This is a genomic window from Kribbella sp. NBC_01484, assembly GCF_036227145.1.
GTDB lineage: Bacteria > Actinomycetota > Actinomycetes > Propionibacteriales > Kribbellaceae > Kribbella.
In genome coordinates this window covers 2,536,921-2,553,532 of sequence record NZ_CP109437.1, presented here as the reverse complement: position 1 = coordinate 2,553,532, position 16,612 = coordinate 2,536,921, and the positions used below count along the sequence as shown (strand labels likewise).

Below are 16,612 nucleotides of genomic sequence, written 5' to 3'. Positions count from 1 at the left end.
GGCGAGCAGGGCTAAGATTCGATCAGGTGTTCGAGCCCGGCATTCGGTGGTTGGGCGGCGAGGAGGTCGGGCGAAGTGAGCGTGGCGGAGTTCCGCGGGGGACAGGGCGGCGGCCAGGAAGAGCGCAACCCGGAGATGGGCTTCGACCGCACGCCGCCGCAGGATCTGGCGGCCGAGCAGTGCGTGCTCGGCGCGATGATGCTGAGTAAGGACGCGATCGCCGACGTGATCGAGACCCTGCGCGGCACGGACTTCTACCGCCCGGCCCACGAGATCGTCTTCGACGCGGTCACCGATCTGTACGCGCGGGGTGAGCCGGCCGACGCGATCACCGTCGCCGCCGAGCTGAACCGCCGGGGCGAGATGGCCCGCATCGGCGGCGCGCCGTACGTGCACACCCTGGTCGCCTCCGTCCCGCTCGCGGCGAACGCTGGGTACTACGCGCACATCGTCCGGGAGAAGGCGATCCTGCGCCGCCTGGTCGAGGCCGGCACCAAGATCGTCCAGCTCGGGTATGCCGGTGAGGGCGAGGTCGACGACGTCGTCGACGAGGCGCAGGCCGAGATCTACTCCGTTACGGAGAAGCGGACCACCGAGGACTATGCGCCGCTGAAGGACATCATGGAGGGCGCGCTCGACGAGATCGAGGCGATCGACTCCCGTGGCGACGCGATGGTCGGCGTACCGACCGGGTTCACCGATCTCGACGAGCTGACGAACGGGCTGCACCCCGGCCAGATGATCATCGTCGCCGCCCGTCCCGCGATGGGGAAGGCGCTCGCCCTCGACACCGCCCTGCCGACGCCGTCCGGTTGGACCACGATGGGCGAGGTCGCCGTCGGCGATCAGCTCCTCGACGTCAACGGTCAGCCGACCACGGTGGTCGCGGCGACCGAGGTGATGGTGGACCGGCCGTGTTTCCGGCTGTCCTTCTCCGATGGCAGCACGATCGTCGCCGACGCCGAGCACCAGTGGGTGGTCGAGGACGGCGGCCGCCCGGTGGTCTGCACGACCGCTGACCTGCACACGGCGATGTCCGCGAGTCCCGGGCTGACACCGCCGATCCCTGGGTCAGCGCCGCGCCAGATCACCGGGCACGGTTTTCCGGCCGCGCTCTCGGGTGAGGGGGAGCGGCGGATCGAGTGGATCGACGCTGTGGACAGCGTGCCGGTCCGCTGCGTCGAGGTGGACAACCCCGACCATCTGTATCTGGCCGGCAAGACGATGGTCCCGACCCACAACTCCACCCTGGGCCTGGACCTCGCCCGCTCCGCGTCGATCCGGCACGGCCTGACCTCGTGCATCTTCTCGCTCGAGATGAGCCGCAACGAGATCACCATGCGTCTGCTCTCGGCCGAGGCGAAGGTCCCGCTGCACCACATGCGCAACGGCAAGATGACCGACGAGGACTGGGCTCGCCTGGCCCGCAAGATGGGCGAGGTTTCTGAGGCCCCCCTCTTCATCGACGACTCGCCGAACCTCACCATGATGGAGATCCGCGCCAAGGCCCGCCGCCTCAAACAACGCCACGACCTCCGCCTGATCGTCATCGACTATCTCCAGCTGATGACGTCCGGCAAGAAGGTCGAGTCCCGCCAACTCGAAGTCTCCGAGTTCTCCCGCTCCATCAAGCTCCTGGCCAAGGAACTGGAACTCCCCGTAGTAGCCATCTGCCAGCTGAACCGAGGCTCCGAACAACGCTCCGACAAACGCCCCATGGCCTCCGACCTCCGCGAATCGGGAAGTTTGGAGCAGGATGCCGACGTTGTCATCCTGCTTCACCGCGAAGACGCCTACGAGCGTGAGTCCACCCGCCCCGGCGAGGCCGACTTCATCGTCGCCAAACACCGCAACGGCCCGACCGCCGACGTTGTCGTAGCCTTCCAGGGCCACTACTCCCGCTTCGTGGACATGGCCCACGACGGCTGATTGTCGAGGGCCACAATCTTGTGGCCGGCCCGGACCGCCGGCACTCACAAACCTGCCGTTTCCGGCCGAGAACCTGCCTGCGCACGCTGGGCTGGAGGCGGTCAGTGAGGTTGGTGAGTGCCGGAGGCCCGGGGCACACGCGGACGCGACGAACTCGCCGCGACCACGCCGACGCCCGACGCATTGGCGCGCGCCGGTCGCGACGTGGGGGCCGTGAACACCCAACAGGGACCGCGGACACGAAATAACGTGTTCAAGGTCCCGACCGCCTGACCCAGCTCCCCACTCCAGACCGGGCGCACCCTAGTAACCCGTCCGCGCCCGAAGGCACCTTCACGACCGGGATCTGGATCTCCGTGCGCGCCCTCCGTCGTACGCCCACGTCGCCCAAGCTCTCTAGGTCGACGACCAGCGCTCGGCTGAGATGGATTCTTGGGCTAGGAGGCGGAGGGAGGAAATGAGGGTTTCGCCGAGGATGGTGCCGATGACTACGGATTCGGCCAACTGGTCTCGGGTGGGGTTGGTGGTTACGGCGTCGATCTCGAGTTCGGTGAAGCGTTCGACTGCTTCGGCGTAGGCGTCGAGGAAGGTGACGAGGTTGTCCTGGCCCAGGGTGCGGAGGGCGGCGACGGTTTCGATCAGGGTGGAGAGGGCGGGGGCGTCGGGGTCCACGGACCAGCCGCGGCGGGTGATGAGGTCGGTGACCTGGGCGGTGGCGGCGGCGCGGGCTTCTTCGGAGGCGGCTTGTTTGCGGGTGGGCGTGAGGGCGCGGTGGGCGCGGCCGATCTGTTCGTGCAGGGGTACGGCGTCCGAGTCGAGTGACTCGAGGATCTCCTTGACCTGCGCCACCGGGACCTGAGCCAGCTCGACCAGGGCACGGATCAGCCGGAGCCGGCGGACGTGGGGTTCGCCGTACGACGCCTGGTTCGGGCTGCTGAGTTCGCCCGCGGGCAGCAGGCCCTCGCGCAGGTAGTACTTGATCGTCGGCACCGGGACCTCGGTGACCTTGCTCAGTTCCCCGATTCGCATTCCGCTTGCCTTCCTCTCGCCTGTGATGGATAGTATCAGTATCCATAAACGGATACCTCAACTATCCATAGAAGGAGTTGACCGATGATCCCCCTCGTCCTGGTGCTGACGACGCTGGCGTTCCGGGCGCTGGGTGCGCTTGGGGTCCGGCGGTTCGCGACCTGGCCGGCGAGTGCGGCGCACGGAATGGCGGTGATGCTGCTGTTCACCGCGAGCGCGCACTTCGTCCCAGCCGACGTGACCGCGATGCCGAACCACGCTGACATGGTGCGAATGGTGCCGCCGTTCCTGCCGTTCGCGGACTCGCTCGTGTATCTCACCGGCGTCCTGGAGTTGCTCGGCGCGGCCGGCCTCGTGATCACCGTGACCCGCTGGACCGCCGGCTACGCGCTGGCCGCCCTGTTCGTGGCGTTGCTGCCGGCAAACATCCACGCGGCGGTAGCCGACGTACCGTTCGCGGGCGGCGAGGCGACGCCGCTGTGGCAGCGCATCCCGGAGCAGATCCTCTATCTCGCGGTCGCGGTCTGGGTGGCCCGTACGGCGACCCGCGCCCCGCTCGCCAACGACGCAGAACCGAAGGAGAACGTGTACTCATGACCGACTCGTCGCGGATCATCGCCGGGGTGGTGCTGCTCACCATCATCACGATCCAGTTCGGCGGCTACTTCATGACCAGGATCGTCCGTGGTCAGGTGCCGATGACGGACTTCCAGAAGTCGTTCGCGCGGGCCGGTCACGGCCATGCCGGCGTCCTGGTCATTCTCAGCCTGGTCGGCCTCTTGTACGTCGACCAGACCAGCCTGACCGGGTTCTGGTTGTGGGTCGCCCGGCTGGCGATTCCGGCCGCGGCGATCCTGATGTCCGGCGGCTTCTTCGCCTCGTCCGCGGGCAAGGACCGCACCCAACCGAATCAGTTTCTCTGGGTCCTCTGGCTCGGCGCCGCGTCCCTCGCGCTCGGCGTGCTGACGCTCGGCATCGGCCTGATCGTCGCTTGAAAGACCGTCACCTCCGAGCGACGGCGTACGCGCCGCCGAAGCCCTCAGCCCGGCGGAGGATCCGGCCGTCGGCGATCGCGGCGGCGTACTCGAGGTCGTCACCGATCACGTCGCAGCCGAGCGCGGACGCGAGTACGCCGCTCTCGTCGTGGACCAATTGGACCTGAGGTGCTTGCTGTAGGCAACCAAGTAGACTGCCCGTGGTGTAGCGCGCAAGTGGTCCGAGTTCGTCGGGATGGCTGGAGACGAGGGCGATGGTGATCGTGCCGCGAGCCGACCGTACGACGTCCTCCGCGGCGCTGAGGCGATTCAGGCCGAGTACGGCGACCACGCCGGGGGAGTCGAGGTCCGCCGGGCGGTGCCGGACCTCGTCGATCACGGACGGCGGCGACCACGGCTCTTCCGCCGGCCGGATCGCGGGAGAGGTCGGAGGCGGGATCCACGGGTCGTCGAGGTCGAGATCGGTGAGGTAGGCGCAGGCCCGGGCGACATCGAGGGGCTGGACGAACCCAGGGGCCGAGGTCAGCTGGCTCGCGCCGGTGAGCAAGGTGAGGGCGAGCCGCGCAACGCGGATCATCCGGCCGAGGTCGCCCGGGGCCGACCGGGCGAGGGAGAGGCCGAGGAGTACGGCGTTCAGATCGAGGAGCCCGGCGTACGGCGTGCCGACGTCGGCGAGCTCCGTCAGCACATCCGGACCGGGGTGCTGCTGGTCGAGCCAGGCCGACGCGAAGGCCCTGAGCGCGTCGGCGGTCGCAGCGTGACGCGCCACAGCCCGCCCGCCAGCACCGGGACCGCCGGTACCAGGTCCGCCGGCACCAGGTCCAGCGTCGATGCCGGGACCACCGGCACCAGGTCCACCGGTACCAGGTCCGCCGGGACCGCCGCCCACGTCGCGAGTGCCGGTCGTTGGAGCTCCGGCGTCCACCAGGGTGGAGAAGTACAGCGCGCGCTTGCCGGGGAAGTTGGAGTAGACGGCGCCGCGGGTGAGGTCGGCGCGGGCGGCGATCCGGTCGATGGTGGCGTCGCGGTAGCCGTGTTCGGCGAACTCCGCCCGGGCCGCGGCCAGCACCTTCGCCCGGTTGCGGAGCTGCACTTCCGCCCTGCTCAACCGGCTCACGATCCCACGATAGCACTCAGATGTTGCTATCATCTGGATGATCACATCATCCGAGAAGGCGGTGCCGATGGCGGCCGAGGTGCTGAAGTGCACGTTCTGCGGCAAGAGTCAGCAGCAGGTCGGCAAGCTGATCGCCGGCCCCAGCCCGCTGTGCATCTGCGACGGCTGCGTCGAGCTGTGCAACGAGCTGATCGTCGACGGGGACCTCGCTGACATCAGCGACGACCTGCCCGCGCGACTTCCGAAGCCGCGCGAGATCCGGGAGTTCCTCGACAGCTACGTGATCGGCCAGGATGAGGCCAAGAAGGCGCTGGCCGTTGCCGTCTACAACCACTACAAACGGCATCGGGCGAAGAGCACGGACGTCGAGCTCGGCAAGTCCAACATCCTGCTGATCGGACCTACTGGCTCCGGCAAGACCCATCTCGCGCAGACGCTGGCCCGGATGCTCGACGTACCGTTCGCCATCGCGGACGCGACCGCGCTGACCGAGGCCGGGTACGTCGGTGAGGACGTCGAGAACATCCTGCTCAAGCTGATCCAGGCCGCCGACTTCGACCTCCGCAAGGCCGAGACCGGCATCGTCTACATCGACGAGATCGACAAGATCGCCCGCAAGAGCGAGAACTCGTCGATCACCCGCGACGTTTCCGGCGAGGGTGTCCAGCAGGCGTTGCTGAAGATGCTCGAGGGTACGACGGCCTCCGTCCCGCCGCAGGGTGGTCGCAAGCACCCGCAGCAGGAGTTCCTGCAGATCGACACGACCAGGATCCTGTTCATCGTCAGCGGTGCCTTCGACGGCCTCGACGAACTGATCGCCCGCCGCACCCGCCCGACGAGTGCAGGTTTCGGCCCATCCGTCGAGCAGTCGTCACCGGCGAAGGTGATGCCGGAGGACTTGGTGAGGTTCGGCCTGATCCCCGAGTTCGTCGGCCGGCTCCCGATCGTCACGACGGTCCCCGCGCTCGACCGCGATGCGCTGGTCCGCATCCTCACCGAGCCGCGCAACGCCCTGGTCAAGCAGTACCGCAAGCTCTTCCGCCTGGATGGCGTCGACCTCGAGTTCACTCCCGACGCGGTCGAGGCGATCGCCGACCTCGCCCTTCTTCGCCGCACCGGCGCCCGCGCACTGCGCGCCATCCTCGAGGAGGTCCTCCTCCCGGTGATGTACGACGTACCGAGCCGCGACGACATCGAGAGAGTCGTGGTGGACCGCGACGCCGTCGACCGCTACACCAATCCGACCCTGATCCCGCGCACCCAACCCCGCCGCAGACGAACGGCCTGAACCGGCGCGGTCATATGCGGGGTTCTCCCCTGATCTGGTCCCTTCCCCCTCGGAATGCGGCGGGAGAAGGGTGCATCTGCGGGGTTCTCCCCTCAAATGGCGCTCGCTGGTCGCGGCGTGGGTGGTCGGCGGTCTGCGCGTGTTGGTCGGAGGACGGACCCAGATCCGGTGACCTGGGGCACCCGGTGGTGTGGGCCGGTGTGGTGCAGCTCGACAGGAAGTATCGGCCGCGCCCTGCCCGGGCCGGCCGGTTTCACGCCTGAATACCTCCACCGACCAGTTGCGCTGAACCGACACTTCCTGTCGACCTTGCACCCCAGCCACCCGAACCTCACCAGCCAGGCCGGATCCCGGATCTCCGCCCACATCACCGACACATCCAGCAGCAGAGCCAGTTCTCCCCTGAAGTTGACCCCGCACAAGCCTCCGCGCCGACCGGTTCGTCGATGCCCTGGACGACTCCGGCCGAGCTGCGCGAGGCGTACGAGCCTGACGCTTGGAGCCGGCTGACGGAGCTCAGGACCCGGTACGACGCGGACCGTCGACTGGTTGCGAACCACCAGCTGTAGCGATCAGCTCCTCGACCAGCGCCGACTTCCCGTCGACGTACGCCGGGCGGTCCGTCGTCAGTAGATGCGCGAGCTCGCGCTTGCGGACGGCGTACCGTTCCCGGTCGGCGGCGTTCGTCCGCAGGTGGTCCCGCGGAGCACGGTGTGGTCCCGGTGCGGTTTGTTGCCTTCGACAACGACGTACAGATGGTGGTAGTGGACGGCGTCGGGCGGCAGGGCGAATGCCTCCCGTCCGGGAATCCCCTGGTCGCCTTCATGGTGGTAGCCGGCGGCAACGAGTCGTTCGATGGCCGGCGGTACCAGCTCGGCCGCGGGAACCACAACGTCCACGTCTATGATCGATTTGGCGGCGAGCCCTGGTACGGCGGTGCTGCCGACGTGTTCGACCTGGTGTGGCAGGTCACCCAGGTACGGCGTGAGTCGCGCCCGGATCTCCTCGAACCACAGCGGCCAGCGCGGGTCGTACTCGACGACCTCGGCGGGGACGATCACAAAGCCGCCGTGACGTCGATCTCGACGAGCTGACCCGGGAAGCCCAGCTGGGCGACACCAAGCAGCGTGCTCGCCGAGGCGAAGGCCGGCGCGAGCGGCGATGCGTTGAGCTGCGTCCAGACGGCTGCGAGATCCTCGCGCACCGGGCTGGCGACATAGATGACGGTCCGTACGACGTCCTCCGGGGAGGCGCCGGCGGACTCGAGCGCAGTCAGGATGTTGCGAACCACCTGCGCGGTCTGGCCCTCGAGCCCGCCCGCGGCCAGGTCACCCGACGGCTGCAGCGGGCACTGCCCGGCCAGGTAGATCAGCGTCTCCGCCTGAACCTTCGTCACATGGTGGTACCCAGGCGTCGGGTGTAGCCCGCTCGGATTGGTCCGCTCGATCGTCATCTTCCAGACCTAACGCGACGACGCCTTCCCCGGTCAACAGCTTTTGCCAGGGAAGGCGTCGTACTGGACCGCGGGTCAGGCGGTCAGCCGCTCCTCGGTGGAGGTGGAGAAGAGGTGCAGCTTGTCGGCGTCCGGGGCCAGGTGCACGAGAGTGCCCTTGTCGTTGTGGAGGCGGGTGCCGATCCGGGCGATGATCTGCTGCTTCTCGTCGGTGTGCTCCGCGGTGCCGTACAGGAACGCGTCCGAGCCGAGCTCCTCGATCACGGCGACCTTCACCGGCAGACCCTCGTCGGCCAGGTGGAACGCTTCCGGGCGGATGCCGAGCGTCAGCGTCTTGTCGTCGCCGGCCTTGGCCAGCAGGCTGCGTTCGATCGGTACGACGTAGTCGCCGATCTTGGCGCCGCCGTCGGTGATCTCGGCCTCGATCAGGTTCATCGCGGGGGAGCCGATGAAGCCGGCCACGAACTTGTTCTTCGGCCGGTCGTAGAGGTTCAGCGGGGTGTCGACCTGCTGGAGCAGACCGTCCTTCAGTACGGCGACCCGGTCGCCCATCGTCATGGCCTCGACCTGGTCGTGGGTGACGTAGACGGTGGTGACGCCGAGGCGGTGCTGGAGTTCCGCGATCTGGGTGCGGGTCTGGACGCGGAGTTTGGCGTCGAGGTTGGACAGCGGCTCGTCCATCAGGAAGACCTGCGGGTTACGGACGATGGCGCGGCCCATGGCGACGCGCTGGCGCTGGCCGCCGGACAGGGCCTTCGGCTTGCGGTCGAGGTACTCCTCGAGGCCGAGCAGCTTGGCGGCTTCCTGGACGCGCTTGGCCCGCTCGTCCTTGTGGATGCCCTGCATCTTGAGGGCGAAGCCCATGTTGTCCGCGACGCTCATATGTGGGTACAGCGCGTAGTTCTGGAACACCATCGCGATGTCGCGTTCCTTCGGCGGGCTGTTGGTCACGTCGCGATCGCCGATGTAGATCGAGCCCTCGTTCACCTCTTCGAGCCCGGCCAGCATCCGCAGCGCCGTCGACTTGCCGGAGCCCGACGGTCCGACGAGCACCATGAACTCGCCGTCGGAGATGTCGAGATCGAGCCTGTCCACAGCGGGGGTGTCGGTGCCCGGGTACACCCGGGTGGCTCCCTTGAACGAGACAGTTGCCATGTCGCGCTTCCTTTCCTCCGCCGGCAGGAACGTGCCGGACGATCCGTAGCAAAGGCCCCCAGGGCTGGGTGTCTTGCTTCGGTGATCCATCACCAAAGCACTGGGTTCAACGACCGAACGCCGATTTACATTCCCGGGTGATGGAACTCCGGCGCATTGACAAGCAGAATTTTTACGTACAATCTTTTTTGTGTGATGAGAGACGTGATGCACCTGGAGCAGCTCGAGCAGGCCGAGGCGCTGTTCAAGCCGCAGCGGATCGAGGTGCTGCGGCGGCTCGCGGAGCCGCACACCTGTGGTGAGGTCGCCGAGCAGCTCGGGCAGACTCCGCAGCGCGTCTACTACCACGTGAAGCGCCTCGTCGACGCCGGGCTGGTGACGCTCGTGGAAGAGCGCAAGGTGCGCGGCGTCCACGAGGGCATCTACCAGGCGACGGCCCGCACGTACTGGCTGTCGCCCCGGCTCGTCGGCCGGATCGGCGGCCTCCGCCGGGCCCGCGACGAGCTGAGCCTCGGCTACCTGCTGGACCTGATGGAAGAGGTCCAGACCGACATCGCCGCGCTGGACCGGGCAGCTCCGGAGCTGCCGTCCATCGGGGTCTCCGGTGAGATCCGGGTCCCACCGGACCAACGGCGGGAGTTCTTCCAGGACCTGCGCACCACGCTGCAGGACCTCTTCGAGCGCTACGGCGGCGCCGAGGGCGACGCCTTCAAGCTGGCCGTGGCGTGCTACCCCAAGGGAGACCAAGATCATGACTGAACCGCTCATTCTGCAAGCCCGCGCACAGGCCGGCATCGACGACGTCCGGCAGGCGCTGACCGACCCCAAGGCGCTCAACGTCTGGCTCGGCGAGCACTCGACCGTCGACCTGCCCGGGACCTTCGAGTTCTGGGGCCGCTACATCCCGGACGGCGACGCCCCGCATCAGCGAGTCCTGGCGTACGACGACCGCACGCTGCGGTTGGCGTGGTTGCTCGACGGCGAGGAGACCACGACCGAGATCACGCTGATCCCCGAGGGCGATGACTCCACCGTCGTCCGGCTGTCGCAGAGTCACTTCGACTTCGCGGACGCGATCAGTGGCGCGACCATTCGCGGCGTACTGCAGACCTTCTGGTCGCTCGCCCTCGCCAACCTGGTCGACTACCTGGACGGGCGCGAGCTGACCACCCGGCCCGACTTCACCTCGCCCGTGTTCACCGGCGAGGCACTGATCGACGCGCCGCTGGCGCAGGTGTACGCGTCACTGACCGAGTCCGAGAAGGCGTCCGCCTGGTTCGGTTTCCCGATCGGGATCGAGCCGTACGCCGGTGGCCGGTTCGCGATGGGCGGATTCGACGCCGGCCCGGGCGCGACGGTGGTCGAGGTGGTCGAGGGCCGCACGATGTCCGTCGACTGGGGACCGACCGGGATCAGCACCTGGGAGCTGGCCGAGTCCGACGGCAAGACCCGGCTCACCTTCGTGATGAGCGGGTTCGACGAGTCCAACCCGCCGTACGGCGCCTGGCTCGGCTGGCTCAGCGGGGTCGCGTCACTGCGCCGCTTCAACGAGCAGAAGAACTGGCAGTCAATCTGGGTTTCCTAGAAGTACGCGCCGCCGGGGCGGATCGAGTCGGTGAGGAGATCGAGCAGGGCGGTCACCGCTCTGCTCGATCGCCGGCCGCTGGCCGTGACGACGGACAACGTCCAGGTCAGGTCGGTCCCAGCAATCGGGAGCTGCGTGACACCCGGCGCCCTGGCCGGCTCCAGTTCCGGTACGACGGCGACACCGAGGCCGACGCGGACGTAGTCGGGGATCGTGGTCAGCTCCGGCACCTCGACCTGGACCCGCCGCGGGATGCCGGCGTTCTCGAAGGTCCGGTCGACCATGCTGCGGTTGCCGAACCCGAGCGGCATGTCGACGAACCGCTCACCGGCCAGCTCCTCGAGCCGCACGTCCGGCTCCTTCGCGAGCGGGTGCGACGACGGCAGCAGGACGACGAACGGCACCGTGGCGAGATCGCGAATCTCGAGTCCGTACAGCTCCGGCTTCGCCAGGCCGACCAGGGCCACATCGAGTCGACCATGACGTACGTCGTCCGCCAGGCCACTCGATCCGGTCGGCGACGTCGCCACCTGCACGTTGACCAGCGGGTACTTCTGGTGGAACGCCCCCAGCAGTTCGGCGAGGTTGACCAGGTTCAGTCGCGCCAGCGTGCCGATCCGGATGTTGCCCCGGAGGCCGGTCGACGCCTCCTCGACCGCCGCGCGCGCCCGGTCCAGCGCCTCCAGCGCAGCCTTTGCCTCCGGCAACAAAGCCTCGCCGGCCGCGGACAGTGTCACGCGCCGGGTCGAGCGGTCGAACAGCGTGGTCTTCAGGTCCGTCTCGAGGGCGCGGACGGCGGCCGACACAGTGGACTGGACCGTGAACATCCGGTGCGCCGCCCGGGTGAAGCTCAGCTCCTCGGCGACGGCGACGAAATACTCGAGCTGCCGGCTGTCCACGGGGCAATTATCGAACTTCTCGATAAGAGCGTGCAAGAACTTTCGTTGGACTCGATAGATGAGGCGAGCGACGCTGGGAACATGTCCACCTTGACTGGTTCGCGTGCGCTGGTGTCGACTTCCCGCGTGCGGTTCGCTCACGGGCCCGGTTTCTGGGTGATCGCCGCAGCCTTCCTGATCACGATGGCGTTCTCCACGGTCCCGACTCCGCTCTATGCGATCTACCAGCAGCGCGACGGCTTCCCGACATACATGATCACTGTGATCTTCGCGAGCTACGCGGTCGGCGTGATGGCGTCGCTGTACCTGGCCGGTCACGTCAGCGACTGGCTCGGCCGTCGCCGGGTCGCGCTGGTCGCCGTACTCACGGAAGCGTTGGCGGCGGCCGTGTTCCTGCTCTGGCAGGACGTGCCCGGGTTGCTGCTCGCGCGCTTCATCTGCGGGGTCGGTGTCGGTGTGCTGACCGCGACTGCCACCGCGCACCTGTCCGAGCTGCGGCAGATCGCACGCCCCGATGAGGATCCGAGCCGGTCGGCGCTGATCTCGAGCACGGTGAACCTCGGCGGGCTCGCGTTCGGTCCGCTGGTGGGTGGGTTGCTGGCTGCGTACGTCGCGTCTCCGCTCGAGCGCCCGTACGAGATCTTCCTGGTGTTGCTGCTGCTGAGTGCGGTGGGGATCGCGTTGGTGCCGGAGACTGTGGAGCGGTTGGAGGAGCGGCCTGCGTACCGGCCGCAGCGGGTGGCGTTGCCGTCGTCGGCGAGGCCGCTGTTCTTCGCGTCGGCGATCGGGGCGTTTGCGGCCTTTGCGATCTTCGGGCTGTTCACGTCGCTGGCGCCGACGTTCCTGGCCGGCACCTTGCATCACACCTCGCGGGTGCTTGCCGGTGTGGTCACCTTCGCGGTCTTCATCGCAGGCGCCGCCAGTCAGGTCGTGTTCGTCCGCCTCACCCGCCGGCACCAGCTTCGCCTCGGTCTGGCGGCAATGTCGGTGGGCCTGGCCGGCGTGGCTGTCGGTGGTCTGCTCCCCAGCCTGTGGACCTTCATCCTCGGCGGCGTCATCGCCGGCGCCGGCGTAGGCCTCGTCTTCCGCGGCGCCGTAGCCACCGCCGCCTCTCTCGCCGACCCCGCCTCCCGCGGCGAAGTCCTCGCCGCGCTCTTCCTCATCGCGTACGCCGGGTTGGCGATCCCCGTCCTCGCCATCGGCCTGGGCATAGCCCTCCTCCCCGCCGAAGTAGCCCTCCTCCTCTTCACCGCTCTCATCCTCATCCTGGTCAACACCGCAGTCCTCCGCATGCTCGCCGCCAACAAGTAATCTCCGGAGAGCGCACACTGATCGGTCAGGGCGTCGTGGGTTGGACGTCGGTGACGGTGCCGTCGGGCGTGGTGGTGTAGACGCCCTTCGACAGGTCTACGAGGATCAGGGTGTTGCCGAAGGGGTCTTGGATGACCGCGGCTCGGCCTACGGGGATGTCCAGGGGGCCGGTGAGGACGGTGCCGCCGTGGGTGGTGATGTGGGTGAGGGCTGTCGGTACGTCGTCAACGAGCCAGTTGGGTTCGTACGGGCGGGTCGTGGTCAGGACGAGTTCGCTGTCGCCGTCGGGTAGTTGCAGGCCGGCTTGGCCGATGGCGTCGTTTCGCCACAGGAGCCGGTGGCCGAGGGCCTCGCCGTAGAAGGCGAGACCCTCGGCCAGGCTGGGGACCGGGACCTGTACTGCGTCTACTCGTCGCAGGAGACCGTCGTTAGGCATACCCCAGCATGCGGGATATCAGGGTGTGGTGAGGATGACTAGTTGTTGGGTGGCGCGGGTCATGGCGACGTAGCGGTCTACTGCACCTTCGATGCCTTCGCCGAAGGACTCGGGGTTGATGAGGATGACCAGGTCGAACTCGAGGCCCTTGGAGAGTTCCGGCGTCAGGGATCGGACTCGGGCCGTGTCCTGGACGGTGGGGTCGCCGATGACACAGGCGATGCCTTCGGTGTGGTCGGCGAGCCAGGTGTCGAGGATCGAGGTCAGGTCCGCGGTGGATCCGTGGATGACGGGGGCGTCGCCGGTGCGGATGGAGGTGGGGACGTTGGCGTCGGGGAGGACGGCCCGGATGACCGGCTCGGCTTCGGTCATGATCTGTTCTGGCGTCCGGTAGTTGATGGTCAGGGAGGCCAGGTTGATCCGGTCGAGGCCGATTCGCTCGAGGCGTTCCTGCCAGGATTCCGTGAAGCCGTGCCGGGCCTGGGCGCGGTCGCCGACGATGGTGAAACTGCGGGACGGGCAGCGGAGCAGCAGCATCTGCCATTCGGCGTCGGTGAGTTCCTGGGCCTCGTCCACGACGATGTGCGCGAACGGGCCGGCGAGCAGGTCCGGGTCCGCGGTGGGGAGCGCGGACACGTCGACCAGGGCTTCCTGGATGTCTTGGCCGCGCAACATCGGGGCCCACGCGTCGTCCGCGTCGGCGGACTCGAGGATGTGGTCGATGACGTCGGTCATGCGTTCGCGTTCGACTGCGGCGGCGGCCTTCGGCCGGCGCTTTCGCCGGGAGGCCTCGGGGTCGCCGAGTCGCTGCCGAGCCGCGTCCAGCAGCGGCAGGTCGGATACCGTCCACGCCTGGGGGTCCGCACGCTGCAGCTTCTTGACCTCCTCAGGGCTGAGCCAGGGAGCGCACATGCGCAGGTAGGCCGGGACCGACCACAGGTCTCCGACGAGGTCGGTCGGTTCGATCAATGGCCACGCTCGGCCGAAGGCATCGACCAGGTCCTCGTTCCGCTCGAGGGATCTGCGCACGAGGTCGATCGAGACATCGTCGTCCTCGTACTCCTCCTCGTGCTTGTCCAGCAGGATCGTGATCAGCTCTTCCCAGACCTGGTCGCGCGCCTCGTTGTGCGGCGTCGCGGGGTCCGCTGCTCCGAAGGCCTCGGCCCAGTCAGCGGGGCTGAGCCGGAGATCGGACCAGTGGGTCTCGACCGTCATCGCCTTGGTGGGCACTTCCTCGTAAAGCTTCACGGCCGGTTCGATCGCCCGCACCATGTCCGCGGACGCCTTCAACCGGGCGATATCCGGGTCGGCCTCGGCCGGTGCGGTAGGCCCCTCGGGCAGGAGGTCTCGCAGCGTGCAGGTCTGCACACCTTCCTCGCCGAGGCTGGGGAGTACGTCGGACACGTACGCCAGGTAAGGCTGGTGCGGACCGACGAAGAGTACGCCGCCACGCCGATGGCCGAGGCGTGGATCGGAGTACAGAAGGTACGCCGTACGGTGCAGTGCGACGACTGTCTTACCCGTACCGGGGCCACCGTCGACGACGAGCGCGCCGCGAGAACCCGCGCGGATGATCGCGTCCTGATCGGCCTGGATGGTGCCCAGTACGTCGCGCATCCGGGGCGACCGGTTGCTGCCCAGGCTGGCGATGAACGCGGACTGGTCGTCGAGCGCCGCTGCGTGCCCGTCGAACCCGTCCGAAGTGAACACCTCGTCCCAGTAGTCGCTGATCCGGCCGCGGGTCCAGCGGTACCGGCGGCGGCTGGACAGCCCCATCGGGTTGGCGTGCGTCGCTCCGAAGAACGGCTCGGCCGCGGGGGAACGCCAGTCGATCAGCAGCCGGCGACCGGTGCTGTCGGTGAGGCCGAGGCGTCCGACGTACAAGGCCTCGGAGTTGTCCGCGCTGACCATGTGTCCGAGGCACAGGTCCAGGCCGAAGCGGCGCAGGGTGCGCAGGCGAGTGGTCAGTCGGTGGATCTCCAGGTCTCGGTCCAGGGCCTCCTGACCCTCGCCGCCCGGCGCCTTGCGGGTGGCGTCGAGGCGGTCGGACAGGTCGGCGATCGTCTGCTCGAGCGTCTCCGCGATGGCCGCGAAGTGCTGCTCGTCGGCGCCGATCAGTCTCGGGTCGGACTTGGCGGCGAGAGTGTCGGGAAGGTCGAACGCACTGGTAGTAACGGGGTACACGTCAGCAGCTCCGATCTAGCAGCAGCTTCGCGGCCACCGCCGCTCCGTCGGTTCGGATGGTGGCGGCCACGGCGGTGGCTCGTGCGCGGGTCTCAGGGGTCAGCGCCGTCTTCAGCGCGACGGACAGGGATTCGGTGGTCGGAGTGGGACCTTCGTGGGCCGCCCCGATGCCCAGGTCGACCACCCGGCCGGCCCAGTACGACTGGTCTCCTGCTTGGGGTACGACGACTTGCGGCGCGCCGGCCAGGGCAGCGGTGGTCGTCGTACCGGCGCCGCCGTGGTGCACGACAGCGGCCACTCGGCCGAACAACTGCTGCTGGTTGACCTCGCCGATGACGAAGCAGTCCTCCTGGTCGTCGACCGCGGCCAGCCCCGCCCAGCCGCGCCCTACGAGTACGCGGCGCCCTTGCCCGCGGATCGCCTCGATGGCCACCCCGGCGATGTCCCCCGACACGTGGCGCATGCTGCCGAAGCCGACGTACACAGGTGGTTCGCCAGAGTCCAGGAAGGCCGTCAGCTCAGCCGGCAGCGGCCGCTCGTCCGGCAGGATCCACGCTCCTGTGTGTACGACGTCCAGCTCCGAGGTCTCCTGCCACGGGCCCAGGATCGGGTCCGTGGCCAGCCACGGCTGCTCGGTGAAGGTGAACGTGCGGACATCGTCCACCAGCGGCAAACCGACCGAGGCCCGGTGTGCATTGAGCGCCTCGCCGTGCATCTCGTTGAACCGCTTGGCGTTCAGCTCCCACAGCACCCGGTTGTCGGTCACCCCCGGTGGGAAGGTCTCGCCCGGCATCAGCAGCGGCGGCGCGTGATGCGGCGACGGCAGCAGGAACGGACAGAAGGTCACATACACGTACGGGATGCCCAGCTTCTCGGCCACCGACCGCGAGGCGAAGTACGCGAACCCGGTCGCCAGGACCAGGTCACACCCCTCGGCGGCCTCGGCGACCGTGTCGAACATCGCGGCGAACTCGGATACCCGCTCCGACGTCCCCGATGCCGTCGACGGCCGCACCATCGAACCCATCCGCGGGCCGACCGGCGTCAGCGGTACGCCGGCCCGCGCCAACAGCTCCGCGAAGACCTCGTCCGGCGGCGCGCACACTCGCACCTCCGCGCCGAGGTCCCGTAACTGCACCGCGAGCGCTACCACCGGTTCGACGTCGCCTCGCGATCCATACGTCGACAACACAACACGCACTGCGCAAACCCCCAAGATGTCGATCAATTC

18 protein-coding genes are annotated in these 16,612 nt (G+C 68.2%); 8 read left to right on the top strand and 10 right to left on the bottom strand.

Annotation, left to right across the window (positions count from 1 at the left end; translation table 11 throughout):
- The first annotated feature begins 135 nt into the window (after positions 1–135).
- On the top strand, positions 136–1,929 hold the full coding sequence (gene dnaB / locus OG555_RS12595) for a replicative DNA helicase (RefSeq protein WP_329484810.1): 1,794 nt from the start codon (positions 136–138) through the stop codon (positions 1,927–1,929).
- Between the two features lie 396 nt (positions 1,930–2,325).
- Here dnaB and OG555_RS12590 read toward each other — a convergent pair whose 3' ends face one another.
- Positions 2,326–2,958: a MerR family transcriptional regulator gene (locus OG555_RS12590; RefSeq protein ID WP_329483024.1), complete on the bottom strand. Its 633-nt coding sequence runs from the start codon at positions 2,956–2,958 to the stop codon at positions 2,326–2,328.
- An 84-nt stretch (positions 2,959–3,042) separates the two neighbouring features.
- Between OG555_RS12590 and OG555_RS12585 the strand changes: the two genes are divergently transcribed.
- Both OG555_RS12585 and OG555_RS12580 read left to right on the top strand, forming a co-directional pair.
- Positions 3,043–3,555, top strand: coding sequence for a DoxX family protein (locus tag OG555_RS12585; RefSeq protein WP_329483023.1), 513 nt, complete (start codon positions 3,043–3,045; stop codon positions 3,553–3,555).
- Positions 3,552–3,953 carry a hypothetical protein gene (locus OG555_RS12580; RefSeq protein ID WP_329483022.1) on the top strand — a complete coding sequence of 134 codons (402 nt, stop codon included), beginning with the start codon at positions 3,552–3,554 and terminating at the stop codon, positions 3,951–3,953. Before OG555_RS12585 ends, OG555_RS12580 begins: the two co-directional genes overlap by 4 nt.
- Before the next feature lie 7 nt (positions 3,954–3,960).
- On the opposite strand, the gene OG555_RS12575 is transcribed toward OG555_RS12580, so the two are convergent.
- On the bottom strand, positions 3,961–5,070 hold the full coding sequence (locus tag OG555_RS12575; protein ID WP_329483021.1) for a TetR/AcrR family transcriptional regulator: 1,110 nt from the start codon (positions 5,068–5,070) through the stop codon (positions 3,961–3,963).
- A gap of 37 nt (positions 5,071–5,107) precedes the next feature.
- Here OG555_RS12575 and clpX point away from each other — a divergent pair, with 37 nt between their 5' ends.
- Complete coding sequence (clpX, locus tag OG555_RS12570; RefSeq protein WP_442914497.1) at positions 5,108–6,358, top strand: ATP-dependent Clp protease ATP-binding subunit ClpX; 1,251 nt, start codon at positions 5,108–5,110, stop codon at positions 6,356–6,358.
- Positions 6,359–6,804: 446 nt separating this feature from the next.
- The gene (locus OG555_RS12565) at positions 6,805–6,927 is read left to right on the top strand and encodes a hypothetical protein (protein WP_329483020.1); all 123 of its coding nucleotides are present in this window, start codon (positions 6,805–6,807) and stop codon (positions 6,925–6,927) included.
- On the opposite strand, the gene OG555_RS42805 is transcribed toward OG555_RS12565, so the two are convergent.
- The 4 genes from OG555_RS42805 to OG555_RS12550 form a co-directional block, all read right to left on the bottom strand.
- Complete coding sequence (locus tag OG555_RS42805; protein ID WP_442914527.1) at positions 6,875–7,051, bottom strand: hypothetical protein; 177 nt, start codon at positions 7,049–7,051, stop codon at positions 6,875–6,877. The two genes, OG555_RS12565 and OG555_RS42805, sit on opposite strands and share 53 nt — an antisense overlap.
- Positions 6,985–7,419: a GrpB family protein gene (locus tag OG555_RS12560; RefSeq protein WP_329483019.1), complete on the bottom strand. Its 435-nt coding sequence runs from the start codon at positions 7,417–7,419 to the stop codon at positions 6,985–6,987. Before OG555_RS12560 ends, OG555_RS42805 begins: the two co-directional genes overlap by 67 nt.
- The gene (locus tag OG555_RS12555) at positions 7,416–7,811 is read right to left on the bottom strand and encodes a RidA family protein (protein WP_329483018.1); all 396 of its coding nucleotides are present in this window, start codon (positions 7,809–7,811) and stop codon (positions 7,416–7,418) included. The genes OG555_RS12560 and OG555_RS12555 overlap by 4 nt, the downstream gene beginning before the upstream one ends.
- Positions 7,812–7,886: 75 nt before the next feature.
- Entirely contained in the window at positions 7,887–8,966 is a 1,080-nt protein-coding gene (locus tag OG555_RS12550; RefSeq protein WP_329483017.1) for an ABC transporter ATP-binding protein, read from the bottom strand.
- A 195-nt stretch (positions 8,967–9,161) separates the two neighbouring features.
- Here OG555_RS12550 and OG555_RS12545 point away from each other — a divergent pair, with 195 nt between their 5' ends.
- The gene (locus OG555_RS12545) at positions 9,162–9,725 is read left to right on the top strand and encodes an ArsR/SmtB family transcription factor (RefSeq protein WP_328524749.1); all 564 of its coding nucleotides are present in this window, start codon (positions 9,162–9,164) and stop codon (positions 9,723–9,725) included.
- The gene (locus OG555_RS12540) at positions 9,718–10,551 is read left to right on the top strand and encodes an SRPBCC family protein (protein ID WP_329483016.1); all 834 of its coding nucleotides are present in this window, start codon (positions 9,718–9,720) and stop codon (positions 10,549–10,551) included. Before OG555_RS12545 ends, OG555_RS12540 begins: the two co-directional genes overlap by 8 nt.
- Here the strand turns inward: OG555_RS12540 and OG555_RS12535 are convergent.
- Positions 10,548–11,450: a LysR family transcriptional regulator gene (locus OG555_RS12535; RefSeq protein ID WP_329483015.1), complete on the bottom strand. Its 903-nt coding sequence runs from the start codon at positions 11,448–11,450 to the stop codon at positions 10,548–10,550. The genes OG555_RS12540 and OG555_RS12535 overlap by 4 nt on opposite strands.
- Positions 11,451–11,531: 81 nt before the next feature.
- Between OG555_RS12535 and OG555_RS12530 the strand changes: the two genes are divergently transcribed.
- On the top strand, positions 11,532–12,761 hold the full coding sequence (locus tag OG555_RS12530; RefSeq protein ID WP_329483014.1) for an MFS transporter: 1,230 nt from the start codon (positions 11,532–11,534) through the stop codon (positions 12,759–12,761).
- 25 nt (positions 12,762–12,786) lie between these two features.
- Here the strand turns inward: OG555_RS12530 and OG555_RS12525 are convergent, their stop codons facing one another.
- Genes OG555_RS12525 through OG555_RS12515 form a run of 3 tightly spaced genes read right to left on the bottom strand, consistent with a single transcriptional unit; the run spans position 12,787 to position 16,582 of the window.
- The gene (locus tag OG555_RS12525) at positions 12,787–13,197 is read right to left on the bottom strand and encodes a VOC family protein (protein ID WP_329483013.1); all 411 of its coding nucleotides are present in this window, start codon (positions 13,195–13,197) and stop codon (positions 12,787–12,789) included.
- A gap of 18 nt (positions 13,198–13,215) precedes the next feature.
- Positions 13,216–15,381, bottom strand: a complete 2,166-nt coding sequence (gene helR / locus OG555_RS12520) for an RNA polymerase recycling motor ATPase HelR (protein WP_329483012.1) — start codon at positions 15,379–15,381, stop codon at positions 13,216–13,218.
- Between the two features lies 1 nt (position 15,382).
- Positions 15,383–16,582 carry a glycosyltransferase gene (locus OG555_RS12515; protein WP_329483011.1) on the bottom strand — a complete coding sequence of 400 codons (1,200 nt, stop codon included), beginning with the start codon at positions 16,580–16,582 and terminating at the stop codon, positions 15,383–15,385.
- Positions 16,583–16,612: the final 30 nt, after the last annotated feature.